Here is a 19,764-nt window from a genome sequence, read left to right on the forward strand (position 1 = left end):
CTTTGTGATTCAGACGAAACAAAAAGATTTACAAGAAGTGATTTTGGCAGCTATTAAACATGCGACGAATGAAAAAACATTGGTCAGTTTTGTAAAACAAATAGATTGGATGGATCCGCTTCTTTTTTATGCAGCAGGAAAAAGGATTGCATCCGAAAATAGATGTTATTTTGCAGACCCATCTCAGCATGTCATATTTGCTGGAATTGGCTCTGTTTTCACTATAGCAAATTCTTCTGACAAACGCTTTCAAAATGCCCACGAAAAGTGGAGTAAAGTGCAAGAGAAAGCAATTGTTCACAGAGAAGAGTATGAATTTGGAACGGGTCCACTTTTATTTGGTAGTTTTTCATTTGATCCAGAAAAAGAACAAACGGATCTTTGGGAAGAGTTTAAAGATACAACATTATCATTACCGGCTTTTCTTTTAACGGTAAAAAATGAAAAAGCATGGTTAACAATGAATACATTTATTTCAGCTGAAGACTCTGCACAGGGAGTGTATAAAGAAATTGTTTCTTTGGAAAAAAGAATTTTAGAAGAATGCAACTGTCCGCTTACAGAAGCAAAATTAACAGTAACTTCTAAAGTAGAAGTTGATCCAAAGAGCTGGATGAATGCAATTGTAAAAGTGCAGGATGAAATGAAAAAAGGAATTGTACAAAAGGTTGTATTGGCAAGAGAATTAAAACTAACGATGGATCAGAATATTGATTCTGCTCGTGTTTTAGAGGCGCTCCGTATTGGGCAACCGGATTGTTACGTGTTTTCCTTCGATTATAAAGGAGCATGCTTTTTAGGAGCAACGCCTGAAAGATTAATTCGAAAAGAAGGCGGAAAATTTACATCGATGTGCCTTGCTGGTTCGATTGGTCATGGTAATTCTATAGAAGAAAGTAAGCAAAATGGTGATGCGCTTCTTCATGATGAAAAGAATTTAGCAGAGCATGGTTATGTAGTCAATATGATTCGTAGCGTATTAACAGAGCATTGTGAATCCGTTACTATTCCGCAGCGTCCAGGTTTATTAACAACAAAAAATTTACTACATTTATATACACCGGTTGAAGCGAAAGGTGAAGCATCACTTCTTTCAATGGTGGAAGAACTGCATCCAACGCCAGCACTTGGTGGTACGCCACGCCACGCGGCGATGAAGCTCATCCGTGATGTAGAGTTATTAGACCGTGGATTGTACGGAGCACCAATCGGCTGGATAGATGACAAAGGGAACGGCGAATTTGCGGTAGCCCTGCGCTGCGGGCTATTAAATGGTGACAAGGCATCCTTATTTGCCGGCTGCGGTATTGTGATTGATTCAGTACCACAGCTTGAATATGAAGAAACAAGTTTGAAGTTTAGACCGATGCTTGGTGCTTTGGAGGAATTAATGAAATGAATAATCATATAGAAGCATTATCATATTATTTAGGCGCGTTTGTGGACGAACTGGCGCGTCTAAATGTATATGATGTTGTCATTAGTCCAGGTTCGCGGTCAACGCCGCTAGCCTTGCTAATGGAGCAACATGAACAGATAAAAACATATTTGCATGTAGATGAACGATCAGCTGCTTTTTTCGCGCTCGGTATTGCGAAAGCGAAGAAGCGTCCTGTAGCGATTTTATGTACATCAGGAACAGCGGCAGCGAACTATTATCCAGCAATTTGTGAAGCCTTTCATTCGCGTGTGCCATTGCTTGTCTTAACAGCAGATAGACCACATGAACTAAGAGATGTTGGTGCCCCGCAGGCAATGAATCAGCTGAACTTATATGGCTCCTTTGTGAAACAGTTTATGGAGATGGCACTGCCAGAAGCTAGAGAGCCGATGTATCATTATGCCCGTATGACAGCCGGGCGTGCTGTTGCAAGTGCATCTCTTGCGCCAAGGGGACCTGTCCATATTAATTTTCCACTTCGAGAGCCGTTGATCCCTGACTTTTCTTTAGAGGAATTATGGGAAAAAGGACGAGGTGAATATACAGGGGCAGTTCATCAAGGGAATATGGCGATGACGAGTGAATATGTAAGTTCTCTTACAGAGCGCCTTTTGAGTATGGAAAAGGGGCTTATTATTTGTGGAGACGATAGTCATCCAGAGATTGCTGAAGTTATCACGCAGCTTGCTGAGAAAACTGGATATCCAATTTTGGCAGATCCGCTTTCAGGTCTTCGGAGCGGTAATCACGATAAATCATTGGTAATCGATTGCTATGATACATTTTTACGAAATGAATGCTTGAAGGATACATGGAAGCCAGATGTCATTATTCGTTTCGGTGGTATGCCAGTATCTAAGGCATTAACGCAATATATAAAGAAACAAACGGCTGCTGTCCATATTGTTGTAGATGAATCAGGAAAATGGAGAGATCCAGCTCTTGTAGCAACGGAAGTGGTATGTGCAAGCGACGTCTCGTTTTGTAAAGCAATGACAGATAATATGCAAAAGCGAGAACAGAATGATTGGTGCGAGATGTGGAAACATATAAACGATGCAACGAAGAAAAAGCTTCGTGAAATCGAAACATATGAAACAGCGTTTGAAGGAAAAGTGATTACAGACATTGTGCATGTGTTACAAGAGGAAGCGACGTTATTTGTCAGCAATAGCATGCCAATTCGTGACACAGATACATTTTTCTTTAACATAGATAAAAAAATTCATGTCATGGCAAATCGTGGTGTGAATGGGATTGATGGGATTATTTCAACAGCCTTAGGAACGAGCACTGTTTGTGAACCACTCGTATTAGTCATTGGTGATTTATCATTTTATCATGACCTAAATGGGCTCTTAGCAGCAAAATTACATGATTTAAACGTAACAATTGTCGTTGTTAATAACGATGGTGGTGGCATCTTCTCATTCCTACCACAATACAAGTCAAAAGAACATTTTGAATCATTATTCGGAACGCCGCTTGGGCTTGATTATGAACATGTTGTCAAAATGTACGGTGGTTCATTCTCGCGTGTAAATGACTGGGAAGCATTTCGTCATGAAGTAAAAAAAGGAACAACGGAAAAAGGGTTACACGTTGTGGAAATTTGTACAAACCGAGAAGAGAATTTACAATTGCACCGTGATTTATGGGCAAGTACATCGAAGGTTGCTACGGAAATTTTGCAAGGTGAATCGGAATGAAAGTAGCGCTGCAAGGTATAACGTATGAATATGAAGTGGTCGGTAGTGGAGAGCCACTTCTACTTCTTCATGGTTTTACGGGGAGCATGGAAACGTGGCATTCGTTTATTCCTGCATGGAGTAAACAGTTCCAAGTCATCACAGTTGATCTTGTGGGACATGGAAAAACGGAAAGTCCCGAGGAACTTATGCATTATGATATTCAAAATGTAGCACTTCAAATGACGACACTACTCGATCATTTGAATATTGAAAAAGCACATATACTCGGCTATTCAATGGGCGGAAGACTGGCGATTACGATGGCATGCTTATATCCAAACCGCGTGAAATCTCTTTTATTAGAGAACTGCACAGCTGGACTTGAGATGGAATCGGACCGGAAAGAGCGCCGCGCGCGCGATGAACAGCTTGCAGATCGAATTGAATTAGAAAGAATAGAAGCTTTCGTAAATAGATGGGAAAATATCCCACTGTTTGCAACGCAAAAAAAGTTATCACAAGGTGTGCAAGAACAAGTAAGGAAAGAGCGACTTGCTAATAACCCGAAAGGACTCGCAAATAGCCTTCGGGGCATGGGAACAGGAGCCCAGCCTTCTTGGTGGAGTCAGCTTGAAGAGCTCAAAATGCCTGTCTTGTTAATGAATGGAGAGAGCGATCAGAAGTTCTTTCACATCTTACAAAATATACAAAAACGCATCCCTCACGCGAAATTTATCAAAATTGATGGGGCTGGCCATGCAATTCATGTGGAACAACCGCAAAAGTTTGGTACAATAGTAGAGGGATTTCTCAAAACCATACAGTGACACTTTTTTCTTTTGAGGAAAGTAGAACTTATAGAGGCTAGTGGACAACCATTAGCACAATAAAAAGGAGGTAAGAATAATGGCTATTGAATGGGTAAAAGAAGGCAATTATGAAGATATTATTTATTCTACATACAATGGTATCGCAAAGATTTCGATTAACCGTCCTGAAGTACATAATGCATTCCGTCCTAAAACGGTAATGGAGTTAATCGATGCATTTGCACAAGCACGTGATGATGCAAATGTTGGCGTTATCATTTTAACAGGTGAAGGTGGACGTGCATTCTGTTCTGGCGGCGACCAAAAAGTTCGCGGTCATGGTGGATATGTAGGTGAAGACCAAATCCCACGCTTAAACGTATTAGACTTACAACGTTTAATTCGCGCAATCCCTAAACCAGTTATCGCAATGGTAGCAGGTTATGCAATTGGCGGTGGACACGTACTTCATATCGTATGTGATTTAACAATCGCAGCAGACAACGCTGTATTCGGACAAACTGGTCCTAAAGTAGGTAGCTTTGATGGCGGATACGGAGCTGGTTATTTAGCTCGCATGGTAGGTCATAAGAAAGCTCGTGAAATTTGGTACCTATGTCGTCAATACAGTGCACAAGAAGCACTTGATATGGGCTTAGTAAACACAGTTGTACCATTAGAAGAGCTAGAAGCAGAAACAGTCCAATGGGCAGAAGAAATCTTAGCAAACAGCCCAATGGCACTTCGTTTCTTAAAAGCTGCATTCAATGCAGATACAGACGGTTTAGCTGGTATCCAGCAACTAGCGGGAGACGCAACGTTATTGTACTACACAACTGACGAAGCAAAAGAAGGCCGCGACGCGTTCAAAGAAAAACGCCGTCCAGACTTCGGACAATTCCCTCGTTTTCCGTGATTAAAAGCGGAAGCGGCTCGTTCAGAATGTGAGGGGGATGGAGCTTCTGACGAAGAGGCGCAGTTTGCCTCGTAGGAAGCAGCGAAGCCACCGACTATTCTAGCTGCTGTAGCTGGATGAAATTAAAGGCGGAAGCAGCTCGTTCAGAATAGGAGAGGGATGGAGCTTCAGACGAAGAGGCGTAGTTTGCCTCGCAGGAAGAAGCAAAGCCATCGACTATTCTAGCTGCTGTAGCTGGATAAGATTAAAAGCGGAAACAAAAACAAGAGACTTGATTGTACATCAAGTCTCTTTCTTTAATGGAAGGAGAATGTGTAATGGAGACAATGCCCAATTGGTTAATGCAACGTTCTTTTTTAACACCAGAGCGCACTGCGATTGAGACAAAAGAGGAGAAGATTACATTTTTAGAACTGCATGAAAAAGTAGGATCTGTTTGTGAACACCTTTCATACTTACAGATAGAAAAAGGTCAAAAAGTGGCTGTTCTGATGAAAAATGGTACCCAGATGATTACAGTAATTCACGCCTTATCTTATATTGGGGCAGTAGCTGTACTTCTAAATACACGTCTTTCAAGAGAAGAGCTACTTTGGCAAATGGATGATGCTGAAGTTGTTTGCTTAGTAACGGACCAAGAATTTGAAACAGAACAGGTACTAGTATATGCATTTGAAGAGGTAGTGAACGGACCGAAGAAAACTGCAGTCGTTCAAGAGGAGTTTTCTTTAGAAGAATCGATGACAATTATTTATACGTCAGGAACAACAGGCAAACCGAAAGGGGTTATCTTAACATACGGTAATCACTGGGCGAGTGCTGTTGGATCATCACTTAACTTAGGGCTTCGCGATGATGATTGTTGGTTAGCGTGCATGCCAATGTTTCATGTAGGCGGATTATCTCTGTTAATGAAAAATATTATGTACGGTATGCGGATTTTACTCGTTCCGAAATATGATCCTGATTTCATTCATGAGGCAATAAAAACTCGGGGAATAACAATCATATCTGTCGTTTCTAAGATGTTAATGGACTTATTAGAAAGACTTGGGGAGGAAACATATCCGAGCTCTTTACGTTGCATGTTATTAGGCGGAGGACCAGCACCAAAGCCACTTTTAGAAACATGTGTAACAAAAGGAATCCCTGTGTACCAAACATATGGTATGACAGAAACATCCTCGCAAATTTGCACACTTTCAGCTGATTACATGTTAACGAAAGTTGGTTCAGCAGGAAAAACGCTTTTCTCATGCCAGCTTCGAATTGAGAAGGATGGAGAAGTAGTGCCACCGAATGTTGAAGGAGAGATTGTTGTAAAAGGACCGAATGTGACACATGGCTATTTTAAACGTGAAGACGCAACGCGTGAAACAATAATAGACGGTTGGCTTCATACTGGAGATCTTGGGTATTTAGATGAAGAAGGATTTTTATATGTATTAGATCGTCGTAGTGATCTCATTATTTCAGGCGGAGAAAATATTTATCCAGCGCAAATTGAAGAAGTACTGCTTGCAAATCCTAAAGTGGCGGAAGCTGGAGTTGTTGGCAAAGCAGACGAACAGTGGGGACAAGTGCCTGCTGCGTTTATTGTTAAGGCTGACGATATAACAGAAGAAGAACTGATTAAATTTTGTGAAGAAAAATTAGCGCGATATAAAGTACCGAGAGAAGTGCATTTCTTACTTGAATTACCACGTAATGCTTCGAGAAAATTGTTAAGACGGGAACTAAGGCACCTGCTGGAGGAGATGTAAATGAGAATTAAAAAGGCGACGCTTTATGTAACAGAAATGCCTCTTGTGATTCCTTTTGCAGCAAGTTACGGAACGTATGAAACGCGGGAAAGTATTGTCATTGAACTTGAGGATACGGACGGATATATCGGGTTTGGGGAAGTTGTTGCGTTCTCAGAACCATGGTATACAGAAGAAACTGCAACAACGGCACTTCATATGCTTCAAGATTTTTTAATACCAGATGTATTGAAAGCTGAAATTACACATCCAAATGAAATTCCGAGTCTCTTTCAGCATATAAAGCGTAACCGTATGGCGAAAGCGGGAATAGAAGGCGCTGTATGGGATTTGTATGCGAAACACGAAAACAGGTCATTAGCGACTTTACTTGGAGGAACACAGCCAGAAATTGAAGTCGGTGTTGTGATTGGGTTAGATACGATTTCTAATATGTTAAAACGAATTGAAATGTATGCAGAAGAAGGATATCAACGTTTTAAGGTGAAAATCAAACCGGAATTTGATTATGAGCTAATAAAGGAAATACGAAGAGTCTTTCCAAAGGTTCCATTAATGGTCGATGCAAATTCAGCGTATACGTTAGGGGATATTGAGCGATTAAAACGATTGGATGAATTTCAGTTAATGATGATTGAACAGCCTTTAGCGGATAACGATTTTCTCGATCACGCTAAGCTCCAAAAACAAATAGAGACACCTATTTGTTTGGACGAGAGTATTCATAGCTTAGAAGATGCAAGAGTAGCGATTACACTTGGAAGCTGCCGCATTATAAATATTAAACCGGGACGAGTTGGCGGTTTAACAGAATCAATCCAAATTCATGATTATTGCAAGGAACATGGTATTCCTGTTTGGTGCGGCGGTATGGTTGAAATGGGGATTTCACGTGCGCAAAATATTGCGTTAGCATCACTCCCAAACTTTACGATTCCGGGTGATATTTCAGCTTCAAGTAGACACTGGGAGCGAGATATTATTTCACCAGAAGTAACATTGCAAGGCGGGAAAGTAATTGTTCCAAAAGAGCTTGGGTTTGGATATGGCGTAAACCGGGAAAGATTAGAAGAGATTACGAGAAAACGGATTGTATGTGAGAGGTGAATGTATGAGGCAGCAGGAAGATATATTGCGGGTTATACAAGCATATTTGTTAAAGGTGTCATTTGTAAAAGTTGCATATATTTTTGGGCCTCACGTAAGGAAAGAAGTAACAGATCAATGTAGTCATCACATTGCGATTGAAACGAAGAATGCTTCGCACAAACAATTTCAATGGTTATGTTTTGAGTTGACAGAAGAGCTGGAGGGAAGAGTGAAATTTGATGTGGTACATTTAAATATGCTCTCTAATCAACAACTACAAAAGCGTATATTGCAAGAAGGAAAGCTGTTTGTACAGCGTATATAAAGTGAAACTTTAATCAGTGGTGGCTTCATCCCTCACTGATTATTAGCCCTCACCAATCGGGCTTTTACGGGCAATTCATCACCTGCTTAACTTTTTTGCTTTCACTGAATGAGGTGGGAGTGTTACTGCCCACAAATAGCGGGATAAAGAGCCTACGATGATTCAATTATCGTAGGCTCTTTTGTGATTCGCAGGCATTGCATTCTTTATTGATGGTTTATCAGTAAATCCAAGGTTTCGTTGTATCTTTTCGTAAAACAAGCCTGTTTTTGGGAAAAACAAGCTCCCGATTTCCCATGTAAACATAATATAAATTGAATCCGCTCATTTAGAACATGATAGGATCCCCTTGTTGTTACGAATGATACTAAAGGAGGAATAGAGTAATGAGTGATAAGTGCGATGACAGATGCGATGACAGACATGAACATCACCATAGACACATAAGACACGGCTGTGGAGGCGGTTTTGCGCTTCTAATCGTATTGTTTATTTTATTGATTATCATCGGTGCTAGCTGCTTCGGTGGTGGCTACGGTGGCGGTTGTGGATATGGCGGCGGCTATGGTGGCTTTGGTGGTGGTTACGGATACTGCTAACAAAAACTATTGAGAATAGCCTTGTGCGCATGCACAAGGCTATTTTATTCACAATTTAAGGCGTTGTGATAATTTATTCATGTAAAGGGAACGGATTAAAAAGAAGAAAATAATCTCGATCATCCCAAATAAAGTAAGTACAAATGATAATTCTTTGAGTAGAGAAATTGCGAGTATGTTTTGTAAAAAAACGATAGCAAATATTGTATGGAAGGCAGCGACTATATAAGGTACGAAAAATAAAATTGCCAATTGAATCGTTGCAGAACGAAACATCTCGGACTCTGTTAGTCCAATTTTTGTAATGGCAATATACTTTTGCTCTTCTCTTGTTAAATCATTATACATACGGAAGTACAAGACACTTGCTGCTCCAATAAAGAAGATGATACCGAGAAAAGTGCCAATAAAGAAACTAGAGACATTACTCTTTTTACTGTATGCTAGTTCGTCACTAGATGTAAAAAGACTGAATGGGATAGCGTTATGTTGTTTTTCTTTCTCTGTTTTCTCCAATAAATCGTTTCGATCTTTATCTATACTATTCACCACATTTTTGGTAGGGATAAGAGTGTCTTCCCAATTTTCAACAATATAGTTATAAATGGTAATGGTTTCAATATGCGGAATCATATTATCAATGACATGATCTTGCATCACAATTGTGTCAGGAAGAGCGTATTGTGGCTCTACTCCTTGATTTAAAAATCCTTTAATGAGAAATTTTTTTTTGTTAGATTCCAAAGTTATTGTTTCTTGCTTTGCAAATGGATTGGTTATTAAATTTAATAGAGTTGGTGAAAACCTAGAAATTATATATGTTTCGTCTGGTCCTAACTGAATTTCTGGTTTTTTTAACAGCGTAGCTAGTGTATTATAATCACTCATTTTCATAATAGCAACGTCTTGTTCTAGAGCTTTATCTTTTAAAACTGCAAATTTATATTTTTGATACTGAAATTGATAATTGGTAAGCTCTTGCTCTATCGTAGCAATATGTTTTTGTTCGAATGAATTTCCTGGATCAGATGTATAGGTGAACGGAACGGGATAACGTTCTAAAATAGTTGCTTTTGTGTAATTATTCATAGCAAAGAGCGGTGTAATAATTGTAAAAGCAAGCGCAGATAACATGGTAACAATAAAGAGCATATTAATATTACCACGCGTACGTGCAACTAAATCTGAAATCCATAACATATTTATTTGTTTCATATAAAATCTTCTTCTCTTTTTTAAAATAGATATAAAGAGAAGAATCGTTTGAGAAAATAATAAATACGTTCCAATTGTTACAAGTGGCAAAATGGATAAAATAATAAAGAATACGGAGCCATCTTGTATGTTTTTTTCGGTGACATATCCTTTTGGGTACCCCGCGATATAATAACATAGTCCTAAACAAGCTAAAGCAAATAAAGAAATGAGAATAGAAGGCCGTTTTTCTTTTCTTAACTTTTGCTCGTTTTTAATGAGACGAATCGTTTTACGTGTACGAACAAACATAGGTGTAAACGTAGAAACGATAAAAAATAGAACGATGAAAGTTACAGTTGTGACGATAATTGCCTTTGTAGGCCAATATAAGTAGAGCCCTGTTGCACCTGTTAATTTGGACGTAACCAATAGAAAAAAGTTAGAAAAAACAAGACCACCTTGAATACCAACAAAAATGGCTAATATTCCAATCATCATATTTTCCATAAATACAAGGCGTTTTAATTGTTTCTTAGAGATACCGAGAACTGTTAAAATACCAAATTGTTTTTTACGTACGTTTAAAAATGCTCCAATCGAATACAGCAAGAAAAAGAACGAGAACATGATGATAACAAATTGCGCCATTCCGATTAAATTCATCAGAGGTCCTTGTTCATGTAAGTTCTGTAAACGCGGATGGTACGAGTATACAGTAAGTGAGAAGAAAACCATTATCGAAAAAGCACTACTTAAAAAATATGCAAAATATGCTTTAGAATTACGCATGACATTTTTTAATGCAAATTGCCAAAATGTCATCCACGTCTTCCTCCTAATAATGCTAATACATCAAGTATTTCTTGATAGAACTTTTCTCGATATAGTCCGCGGTGTAATTCATTATAAAGTTCACCATCTTTAATAAAAATCACGCGGTTGCAATAGCTCGCTGCGAACGGGTCATGTGTTACCATTAAGATCGTTGCTTGTTCTTCTTTATTTAATTTTGTAAAAAGTTCCATTACGTCGATTGCTGCTTTAGAGTCTAAATTTCCTGTAGGCTCATCAGCAAGCAAGAGAGATGGATTATGAATAACAGCGCGAGCTACCGCAGTGCGCTGTGCTTGTCCGCCAGAAACTTCGAAAATCCGCTTGTCTAAAATGTGGTCAATCCCAAGTTTCTTTGAAACAATATCTAATCTCTTATCCATTTCTTTTAGCGGAACATTGTCTAACGTTAATGGTAATACGATATTTTCACCAATTGTTAACGTATCTAATAAGTTAAAGTTTTGAAAAACAAACCCTAGTTCTTGGCGGCGGAAAACAGCTAGTTTTTCCCTGCGGAATGTGTGCGGCTGTTTCCCGTTAATAAAAACTTCGCCTGCAGTAGGAGAATCGATTGTTGAAATTACATTTAAGAAAGTAGATTTACCGCTTCCTGAAGGCCCCATAATTGCGACAAATTCTCCTTTATCTACATGTAAATTAATATTTTTTAAAGCGGTATGAGGGACTTTGCCCTCATACACTTTAGAGACATTTTTAATGTGTAAGACTTCTTCCATAAAGAATCACCTTTCTATTTTTTAAAGACTAATATGTCGAGATAGTTTTTGCATATATAAGGAACGAATTAACAAGAAAAAGATAATTTCAACCGCTCCAAATATCGTAAGAACAACTGTAATTTCAGCAAATAATGATAGATTTATGACTTCTTGTAGCATTTTTGTAGCAAACATTGTATGAATGGAAGCCATGATGTACGGAACGAAGAATAAGATCGCTAGCTGAATGGTAGCGGAACGCTTCATTTCAGATTCTGTTAACCCGATTTTTGTAATCGTAATATATTTTTCTTGTTCACTTGTTAAGTCCGTATACATACGGAAGTAAAGGACACTCCCGGCACCAATGAAGAAAATGACACCAAGGAAAGTACCAATAAAGAAGAATGAAGCGGCGCCTAGTTTAATTTGGTATAGCGTATCACTCGCTTCCCACATGATATATAAAGGTTCTTTAGATGCGATACTTTTTCGATCTTTTTCCAATTTATTAATATATTCTTCAGCGATTACATATGTCTTTTCCCAGTCTTGTACTTGAAAGTTATACAGTGTCATATGTCTCATGTTATTCGATAAAGCATGTACTGTATCATCAGATAAAATTAGTAATTGTGGTGTCAGACCAGCTGGTGTTACGCTAAAATTCTCATAATCTTTTACATGTAATGTAAGTGAATTTTGCGAAAGTGTAACGTTTTTTTGTTTGAAATCTTCTTGCAGTGGACTCAATATGTTTTGATATCCATATCCAGGTAGGATGTATGTTTCATTCTCTTTTACAAAAAGGTGCTTGAGATGTAAAGCAGTCGCGAGTTTATTATAGTCACTTTCTTTTAATACATATGCTTCTCTTTCATAAGGAGTGGTTTTGTCCTTTTGTAATGAAACTGCATATAAGTCTGTTTTGAACTTTTTATAGGTAAATTGTTCTTCGCTAAGTCGTTTTTCTAACCAGTCCATATGCTGTGAAGCAAGTGGATTGGCATCGTATGAAATATAGGTGAACGGGAATGGATTATTTTTGGCAACATCCAACTTTATGAATTTCCCAAACCCATATATGAATGTAATCATTGTAAATGCGAGAGTAGATAGCATAGCTACAATAAAAAGCATATTAATATTTGTTCGAATACGGCTTGCCAAATCTGAAATCCACAGCATATTAATTCGCTTCATGTAAAATTTTCGTCTTGTTTTCAAAATCCGAATGAGCAGGAAGCAAATTTGTGAAAAGAAAAAGTATGTTCCAATTGCCACAAGTGACGGAATGACGAAAATGCTAGAAAACATGTAAATCGATCCTATCTTTGGATCTAAAGATAGAAAGAACATTGGATTTCCGGCTAGTATATATCCCGACAGCAAACATAGAGCACCAAATAAAGAAATAAGTATAGATGGTTTTTGCTCTTTTTGCTTTACTTTTCCTTCTTTTAAAAGGCGTACGGCTTTTCTTGTTCGGATGAGCATAGGAGTAAAAGCAGAAACAACGATAAAGAGTCCAAGGAAGATTGTTGCAGTTAAAAGGATGGCCCCTGAAGGCCAATATAAATACAACCCTGGGACGTGTGTGATTTTTCCTGTTACTAATAAGAAAAATTGTGAGAATACGAGTCCAAGTTGAATGCCAACAAAGATGGACAATATCCCAATCAACATATTTTCCATAAAAACAAGACGTTTTAATTGCCTTCTCGATATTCCTAAAACGGTTAAAACTCCAAATTGTTTTTTACGAACTTTTAAGAAAGTACCGATGGAATAAAGCAGAAAGAAAAAGGAAAAGCACACAATGACCACTTCTGAAAATATCATTAACCCTGTAATTCCATCAACTGTACTAAAATTTTGTAGCCGAGGATGAAATAAATACACCGCAAATGAGAAGAAAATCGCAATGGAAAACGCACTGCTTAAAAAATAGGCAAAATAAGCACGGGAATTTCGCGTTACGTTTTTAAATGCAAACTGCCAAAAAGTCATGCTGTATACCTCCAAATCGAAGATATAGATGTAGTCATGTTGCAAAAAATGTATGAGAGTGAGTTCTCATACATTTCGCTGAAATTGTGTATGTTCATTCTTCAATCACCTTCCCCGAGCCGTCTGCTTGATGATTTAAAGCATTATGGAAGATGATCTTAATGCTAGTCCCTTTACCTACTTCAGAGTCTAACTTCACGGAATGACCTAAATAAGAGCAAATTTTACTGACAATATAAAGCCCCATACCAGTTGATTCTCCGAAAGTACGTCCATTTTTCCCTGTATAAAATGGTTCAAATACTCTTCGGATATCTTCCTGCGGGATACCAACACCTTCATCACGAATTTCCAAAATAATATCTTTCCCATTTCGATAGCCAGATAAGAAGACTTTCTTGCCTCGCTCGCCAGAATAGCGAACCGCATTCGTCATTAACTGATAAATAATGAATTTCAGCCACTTTGCATCAGAAGCAACCATAAGATCAGAATGAACTTCTAGAACAGGGAATACACCGTTACGAATAAAGAGTTCTTTTAAGCCGTTAATATTTTTTGTTACGGCATCCTTTAGTGAAATCGTTTCTACATGGAAGTCTTCGTGGAAGTTATTGAGTCTCGCCATATATAACGCCATATCAAGTCCTTGATTTAATCTTTCTAGTTCTTTCTTAAACTTCGGAATGAGATGTTCATCTTCCATTTCTAGTACCATCAGCTGCATAATAGAAACTGGCGTTTTCATTTGATGTACCCAGTGGTTAATAAACAATTGGTGTTCTTGTTGTTTGACTTCATATGATTGCAGTTCTTTTTGGAACAAACGATATTGAGTCCGAACAAGCTCATTTACGCCGTGTGGCATAGGTGCGGTCGCTCTTTCAATAAACGCATCTTCCATTTTTTCCGGTGGCTCACTTAATCTGTGATACATTCTGCGGTTGCGAACATAACGATAAACAAGGAAGCAAATAAATAAATATAAACTTAATACGATGAAATAAAATTTATTGTTTTGAAATCCATCAACTGCATCATAGAGAATAAAAATGATACCGAAATTTAATGCATATAATAGAAAAAATGCAAAATGATCACGCAAAAATAACTTCATGCTTATTCACTCCAAGTTGCGTTAAAACGATACCCTAATCCGCGTACTGTTTCAATTGCGTTTTCAATACCAAGCTCATTAAATTTCTTACGAAGACGTGTAATGTTTACGTTTAGCGTGTTTTCTTCAACGAAGCTTTCATCATCCCAAAGCGCAGCTAATAGATCTTCGCGGTTTGCTGTACGAGGGTGTTTCGATAATAACATTTCAGCTAAGATAGCTTCTTTCTTTGTAAGAAGAACTTGCTTCGTTCCAAAATGGATTTCTGGTCGTTCCGGGAATAATTTTAGCCCTTCAACTTCAACAATTCGTTCTGAAATATTTGGAGCATAATCACCGTAAATACGGCGTAATTGACCTTTAATTTTCGCCATTACAACATCGTAGTGGAATGGTTTTGTAATATAATCATCCGCACCGCTCTCAATCGCCATAATTTGTTCCATCTCACCAGCACGAGCAGAAATGAAAATAATCGGGCAAGTAGATTCATGACGAATCTGACGGCACCAGTAGAAGCCATCGAACTTCGGTAAGTTTACATCTAGAAGCACTAGGTGTGGTTTCACTCTATTAAAAGAATCCATAATATCATCAAAGTTATCCGCAACAACAGCTTCATAACCATATTTTTGAATGTGAGACTGAAGTAAAGATGAGATATTTGGATCGTCTTCAACGATTAAAATTTTATACATATGTATATTCCTCCTAAAAAAACAATTGTAGCTATAGTGTACCATGTGTTTCTTGTCTTTTCATTACCTTGAAACGAGTGCTAGTAAACAGTATAGGACAAAAGTGGAAAAAGTAAAAAGGGTTATGGATATAATTGACAATATACGTTTTTTATTTTAACATTTAGATAAATATCTAAATGTCTAATTATTGAAAGGAAGAAAGACATTGAACCAAGCATTTAAAGCATTAGCAGATCCAACAAGGCGAAAAATATTAGATTTATTAAAAGAAGGCGATTTAACAGCTGGTGAAATTGCCGAACAGTTCAATATGACAAAGCCAAGTATTTCACATCATTTAAGTGCACTTAAAAACGCGGAACTTATACAAGATGAAAAAAGAGGGCAATTTGTTGTGTATTCCTTGAACACAACTGTTTTTCAAGATTTATTAACTTGGGTGTTTGCGTTTACGAATAAAGGGGGAGAGGGGAAATGAAAAAGCATCTTTTTGCAATTATATTAATTCTTACAACTTGCTTAATATGGGCAATTTCTTGGCCATACTTGCCAGATACAATCGCAACCCATTGGAGCGGCGGGACTGCTGATGGATTTTCATCGAAATTAACTGGAATGATGTCTATGGTTGGTATCATGATTGGTTGTTATGTATTTCTAAATGTTTTACAAAAAATTGATCCAAAGAAAGAAAACTATGAAAAGTTTTCTAAAGCTTTGATGATGATAAATAATAGCCTGCTAGTTTTCTTATTTATCGGAAACATAGATATCATTACAAATGGCTTAGGTTATAAATTATTTATTAATCGGGTCCCCGAATTACTTGTTGGAATTTTATTTTTAATTATTGGTAATTATTTACCGCAGTGTAAACCGAATTTCTTTGTGGGTATGCGTAACCCATGGACGTTAAGCAATGAAGAAGTATGGCGCAAAACACATCGCTTTAGCGGAAAAGTATTTGTAGCTTTAGGACTTATGATGATGGTAAGTATTGTTGTGCCAGCTGAATGGAGATCTTATATGATGCTTACAATGATATTAATTGCTGTGGTGTTGACGAATGGATATTCTTATATTTTATATAAAAAGGAACAATTATAAATAGTAGATACGATTCTGTAAGGACGTTTGCAAGTAATGATATGTGGTAAGGATGAAGTCTTATTGCGTATCATTTTAGTTATTTAGGTCTGAATATTCAGTCTTGTTATACGCGAGTTTAAATCGTTTGGGGGAGAGGGCATGTTAGAAATCATAAATTTTAGCAAAACCTACAAAGGTGGCAAAAAAGCAGTAGATGATTTGAGTTTAACTGTTCAAGCGGGAGATATTTTTGGGTTTATCGGACATAACGGCGCTGGGAAAAGTACGACGATTAAGTCACTAGTAGGTGTTATAGACTTTGAGGAGGGCGAAATTTTTGTTGATGGACATTCAGTAAAAAAGGACCCGATTACGTGTAAGAAGGTCATGGCATACATTCCTGATAATCCAGATTTATATGAACAACTAACAGGGATTCAATATTTGAACTTTGTGGCGGATGTTTTTGGGGTGTCTGTAAAGGACAGAGAAGAACGGATACAAACATATGGAGATGCTTTTGAGATTACACCATATTTGGGGGATTTAATATCCTCCTACTCACACGGTATGAAACAAAAAGTAGCGATTATATCAGCAGTTGTGCATCATCCCAAATTATTAGTTTTAGATGAGCCTTTTGTTGGTCTCGATCCAAAGGCGGCTCTTGTACTTAAGGGGATGATGAAGGAACTTTGTGAATCAGGCAGTGCGATTTTCTTTTCTACTCATGTATTAGATGTAGCAGAGAAGTTATGCAATAAGATAGCGATGGTTCATAAAGGGAAACTAGCAATCTCGGGGGAAGTAAAGTCTTTAATCAAGGGAAATTCATTAGAAGAGCTCTTTATGAAGGTGCTTGCTGATGAAGAATAATACGCTAGCGCTTTTAAAAATCCGTCTGATAACGCAGCTTGGTCTAAATACTTTCAAGTATGAAAAAGATAAGAAAAAGAAGCAGAGTAAAATTTTAATTTCAGTATCAATCGCCTTGGTTGCTGCCCTTTTGATGCTATATTGTGGAGGCGCGGCATATGGATTAATCAAACTGGGGATAGGGGAAGTCATTCCAGTTTATGCATTCGTTATTAGCAGTATATTAGTTTTGTTTTTCACTATGTTTAAGGCGAATGGTGAAATTTTTGCCTTTAAGGATTATGATTTTGTCATGTCTTTACCGATTCGTGTAGATACGATTATTGCTAGTAGATTTTTGTATTTGTACGTATTAAATACTGTCTTTTCAATGATCATCATGCTGCCGATGGGGATTATTTATTGTATATATGAGAATCCATCAATATCTTTCTATGTAATGTGGATCATAACTCTGTTTACAGTATCTTTAATTCCAACAACAATTGCGGCTGTTTTTGGTGCATGCATTACGGCGATAGCATCTAAGTTTAGACATGCGAATCGAGTCACTACCGTTTTAAGTTTTATGGCAATTATTATATTTGGCTACTTTATGTTCAAGCAGGGAAATGCGAAATATAGTTTTACTGACTTAGAAGGGATTGGGGCAATCGTTTCAGAGCAATTGACTAAAGTGTATCCGCTAGCTAACATTTTTCAAAAAGCAATTGTCGATGCGAATATAGGAGCTTTTATTCTTTTTGTCAGCATATCAGTTATTTGGTATTATCTTTTTGTAAAAATACTCTCTTTCAAATATAAGCAAATCAATACAGGAGTTTCTACGTACCATACGCGTTCCGATTACAAGATTGATCATATGAAGAAAGAAAAAGTGTTGATTGCATTATATAAAAAAGAACGGAAGCGTTTCTTTTCTTCTACAGTATATGTGATTAATATCGGTCTGGGAGTTGTCATGGCAGTCATATTCTCACTTGCAGTCGTTATAGTAGGGCCAAGTCAATTTATTGGATATCCTGGAATCGAAACGCTTTTACAAAAGGTTGCTCCATTTGTTATTTCAGCAATGATTGCAATGACGTGTACAACGTGTGTGTCATTGTCGCTCGAGGGGAAAAACGTATGGATTATCAAGTCATTGCCTCTTACACCGAAAATGATCTATGACAGTAAGATTCTCATGAATCTTTCACTCAGCATACCTACATCAATTATTAGCGCTATCCTTATGATTATAGGTTTAAAGCCAGGTATTTGGACTTCAATTTTAATCGTAATTACCCCAATCACATATTCCTTTTTTTCAGCAGTATGGGGTGTTTTTATTAATAACCGATTTGCTTATTATGATTGGGTATCAGAAACCCAAGTAGTGAAACAGAGTATGGGAGCTGTTCTTGGTATGCTTGGAGGCATGATTCTGGCAGTCATTCCTGCCTTCCTTATAGGTACTGCTGTGATATCAAACTATAGAATGTTTACTTTTGTAGTTGTTGTAATGATTTCGATTATGACTGCAGTGTTGTATAGCAATGAGTCTAAAAGAAGGATAAAGTGAAGCATTAGTCTAAAAAAGCTGTCTCCAAAAGGGTGTTAAAAATGACCTTTTGGGACAGCTTCTTTACTTTAATAATCAACTAGGAATATATTACCTTTTTACAACTGGTATCCATATTTCACTTTTAAAAGTAGATGAAGTCACATCTTTATTTTCATTCCATAGGATTTCCGGTCCTTCCATTTGTTCATAATTCGAAGATGGAAACCACTCGGAATAAATACGTCCCCATACATTTTGCAATGCATTAGGAAATGGCCCAATTGCTTCAAATATAGCCCATGTTGAGGCAGGAACTTCAAGTTGCTTGAACTGCTCTGGACAAGTTTTCGTTGTTGCGACGCCAATATAGTGATCAAGTTCTCCTTTTTCCTCCATTCTCCCTTCAGAAAAATTGGTAGAAGCACTGATGAGTCCTGTAGGATTCACATTCGAAAGGGTCTTTAATGTGTGAATCGATTGACTATCTAAGCTTTTCCACATAGAAGCAATTTCTTGATTTACACCACTAAAAATAATCGGTACTCGTTTCTTTATACCAACGATGCGAAACGTCTCTTTTTTTTCGATTCGATAGTTCATTTCATTTCCTCCTTTAATGGATAACTGGAAGGTCATTCGTGAGTAAGCCTTAAGGGTATGGCTGCTATTTCTAGCCTCTGACGGTGTTATCCCATGCAGATTTTGAAATGCACGTGAAAAGGAATCTGGCGAGTTGTATCCATATTTTATAGCGATATCAATGACTTTTACATTGCTAGCATTTAGCTCAAATGCTGCAAGAGTAAGGCGTCTACAACGAATATATTCTGAAAGCGACGTGCCTGAAAGGAAGGAAAACATTCTTTTAAAATGGTATTCCGAGCAGAAAGCTAGCCTAGCCACTTCTTTAAAGTCAATGTCATTCGTAAGATTGTCTTCAATATACTGTATTGCTGCATTCATATTTTTAAGCGAATCCATCATATGACCTCCTTTGTTAATAGAATAGCAGGAATGAAATAACCTCATCCGACATTTCGTG

Annotated in this window: 18 protein-coding genes; 12 read left to right on the forward strand and 6 right to left on the reverse strand. The window is 37.6% G+C overall.

Features of this window, described 5'->3' with window-relative positions:
• Nucleotides 1-4: 4 nt before the first annotated feature.
• The 8 genes from C568_RS0115335 to C568_RS0115370 all read left to right on the forward strand — a co-directional run bounded on the left by C568_RS0115335 (nt 5) and on the right by C568_RS0115370 (nt 8,633).
• Nucleotides 5-1,399, forward strand: a complete 1,395-nt coding sequence (locus C568_RS0115335; protein WP_018782033.1) for an isochorismate synthase — start codon at nt 5-7, stop codon at nt 1,397-1,399.
• Nucleotides 1,396-3,150, forward strand: coding sequence for a 2-succinyl-5-enolpyruvyl-6-hydroxy-3-cyclohexene-1-carboxylic-acid synthase (gene menD, locus C568_RS0115340; RefSeq protein WP_018782034.1), 1,755 nt, complete (start codon nt 1,396-1,398; stop codon nt 3,148-3,150). The genes C568_RS0115335 and menD overlap by 4 nt, the downstream gene beginning before the upstream one ends.
• Nucleotides 3,147-3,959, forward strand: a complete 813-nt coding sequence (gene menH, locus C568_RS0115345; RefSeq protein WP_018782035.1) for a 2-succinyl-6-hydroxy-2,4-cyclohexadiene-1-carboxylate synthase — start codon at nt 3,147-3,149, stop codon at nt 3,957-3,959. The genes menD and menH overlap by 4 nt, the downstream gene beginning before the upstream one ends.
• Before the next feature lie 79 nt (nt 3,960-4,038).
• Nucleotides 4,039-4,857 (forward strand): 1,4-dihydroxy-2-naphthoyl-CoA synthase, encoded by an 819-nt coding sequence (menB, locus tag C568_RS0115350; protein WP_003201443.1) that lies wholly within the window; start codon nt 4,039-4,041, stop codon nt 4,855-4,857.
• 317 nt (nt 4,858-5,174) lie between these two features.
• Nucleotides 5,175-6,620: an o-succinylbenzoate--CoA ligase gene (locus tag C568_RS0115355; protein ID WP_018782036.1), complete on the forward strand. Its 1,446-nt coding sequence runs from the start codon at nt 5,175-5,177 to the stop codon at nt 6,618-6,620.
• Complete coding sequence (gene menC / locus C568_RS0115360; RefSeq protein WP_018782037.1) at nt 6,621-7,727, forward strand: o-succinylbenzoate synthase; 1,107 nt, start codon at nt 6,621-6,623, stop codon at nt 7,725-7,727. It abuts the gene before it with no gap.
• A 4-nt stretch (nt 7,728-7,731) separates the two neighbouring features.
• A complete protein-coding gene (locus C568_RS0115365) occupies nt 7,732-8,034 on the forward strand; it encodes a hypothetical protein (RefSeq protein WP_006096317.1) in 303 nt (100 codons plus the stop codon).
• A gap of 386 nt (nt 8,035-8,420) precedes the next feature.
• The gene (locus C568_RS0115370) at nt 8,421-8,633 is read left to right on the forward strand and encodes a YjcZ family sporulation protein (protein WP_018764638.1); all 213 of its coding nucleotides are present in this window, start codon (nt 8,421-8,423) and stop codon (nt 8,631-8,633) included.
• 48 nt (nt 8,634-8,681) lie between these two features.
• Here the strand turns inward: C568_RS0115370 and C568_RS0115375 are convergent, their stop codons facing one another.
• The 5 genes from C568_RS0115375 to C568_RS0115395 form a co-directional block, all read right to left on the reverse strand.
• Entirely contained in the window at nt 8,682-10,652 is a 1,971-nt protein-coding gene (locus tag C568_RS0115375) for an FtsX-like permease family protein (protein ID WP_018782038.1), read from the reverse strand.
• Entirely contained in the window at nt 10,649-11,401 is a 753-nt protein-coding gene (locus C568_RS0115380) for an ABC transporter ATP-binding protein (protein ID WP_006096319.1), read from the reverse strand. Before C568_RS0115380 ends, C568_RS0115375 begins: the two co-directional genes overlap by 4 nt.
• 21 nt (nt 11,402-11,422) lie before the next feature.
• Nucleotides 11,423-13,393, reverse strand: a complete 1,971-nt coding sequence (locus tag C568_RS0115385) for an FtsX-like permease family protein (RefSeq protein ID WP_018782039.1) — start codon at nt 13,391-13,393, stop codon at nt 11,423-11,425.
• Nucleotides 13,394-13,487: 94 nt separating this feature from the next.
• Complete coding sequence (locus C568_RS0115390; RefSeq protein ID WP_006096321.1) at nt 13,488-14,510, reverse strand: sensor histidine kinase; 1,023 nt, start codon at nt 14,508-14,510, stop codon at nt 13,488-13,490.
• A 2-nt stretch (nt 14,511-14,512) separates the two neighbouring features.
• Nucleotides 14,513-15,208 (reverse strand): response regulator transcription factor, encoded by a 696-nt coding sequence (locus C568_RS0115395; protein WP_006096322.1) that lies wholly within the window; start codon nt 15,206-15,208, stop codon nt 14,513-14,515.
• A 208-nt stretch (nt 15,209-15,416) separates the two neighbouring features.
• Here C568_RS0115395 and C568_RS0115400 point away from each other — a divergent pair, with 208 nt between their 5' ends.
• The 4 genes from C568_RS0115400 (at nt 15,417) to C568_RS0115415 (ending at nt 18,740) form a co-directional block, all read left to right on the forward strand.
• A complete protein-coding gene (locus C568_RS0115400; protein ID WP_018782040.1) occupies nt 15,417-15,689 on the forward strand; it encodes an autorepressor SdpR family transcription factor in 273 nt (90 codons plus the stop codon).
• Nucleotides 15,686-16,318 carry an SdpI family protein gene (locus C568_RS0115405; RefSeq protein ID WP_018782041.1) on the forward strand — a complete coding sequence of 211 codons (633 nt, stop codon included), beginning with the start codon at nt 15,686-15,688 and terminating at the stop codon, nt 16,316-16,318. Before C568_RS0115400 ends, C568_RS0115405 begins: the two co-directional genes overlap by 4 nt.
• A gap of 141 nt (nt 16,319-16,459) precedes the next feature.
• Complete coding sequence (locus C568_RS0115410) at nt 16,460-17,176, forward strand: ABC transporter ATP-binding protein (protein WP_018782042.1); 717 nt, start codon at nt 16,460-16,462, stop codon at nt 17,174-17,176.
• Complete coding sequence (locus tag C568_RS0115415) at nt 17,166-18,740, forward strand: putative ABC transporter permease subunit (protein WP_018782043.1); 1,575 nt, start codon at nt 17,166-17,168, stop codon at nt 18,738-18,740. The genes C568_RS0115410 and C568_RS0115415 overlap by 11 nt, the downstream gene beginning before the upstream one ends.
• Before the next feature lie 90 nt (nt 18,741-18,830).
• Here the strand turns inward: C568_RS0115415 and C568_RS0115420 are convergent, their stop codons facing one another.
• The gene (locus tag C568_RS0115420; RefSeq protein ID WP_018782044.1) at nt 18,831-19,703 is read right to left on the reverse strand and encodes an AraC family transcriptional regulator; all 873 of its coding nucleotides are present in this window, start codon (nt 19,701-19,703) and stop codon (nt 18,831-18,833) included.
• Nucleotides 19,704-19,764 lie beyond the last annotated feature (61 nt).

It is taken from the genome of Bacillus sp. 95MFCvi2.1, assembly GCF_000374965.1.
GTDB classification, from domain to species: Bacteria; Bacillota; Bacilli; order Bacillales; family Bacillaceae_G; genus Bacillus_A; species Bacillus_A pseudomycoides.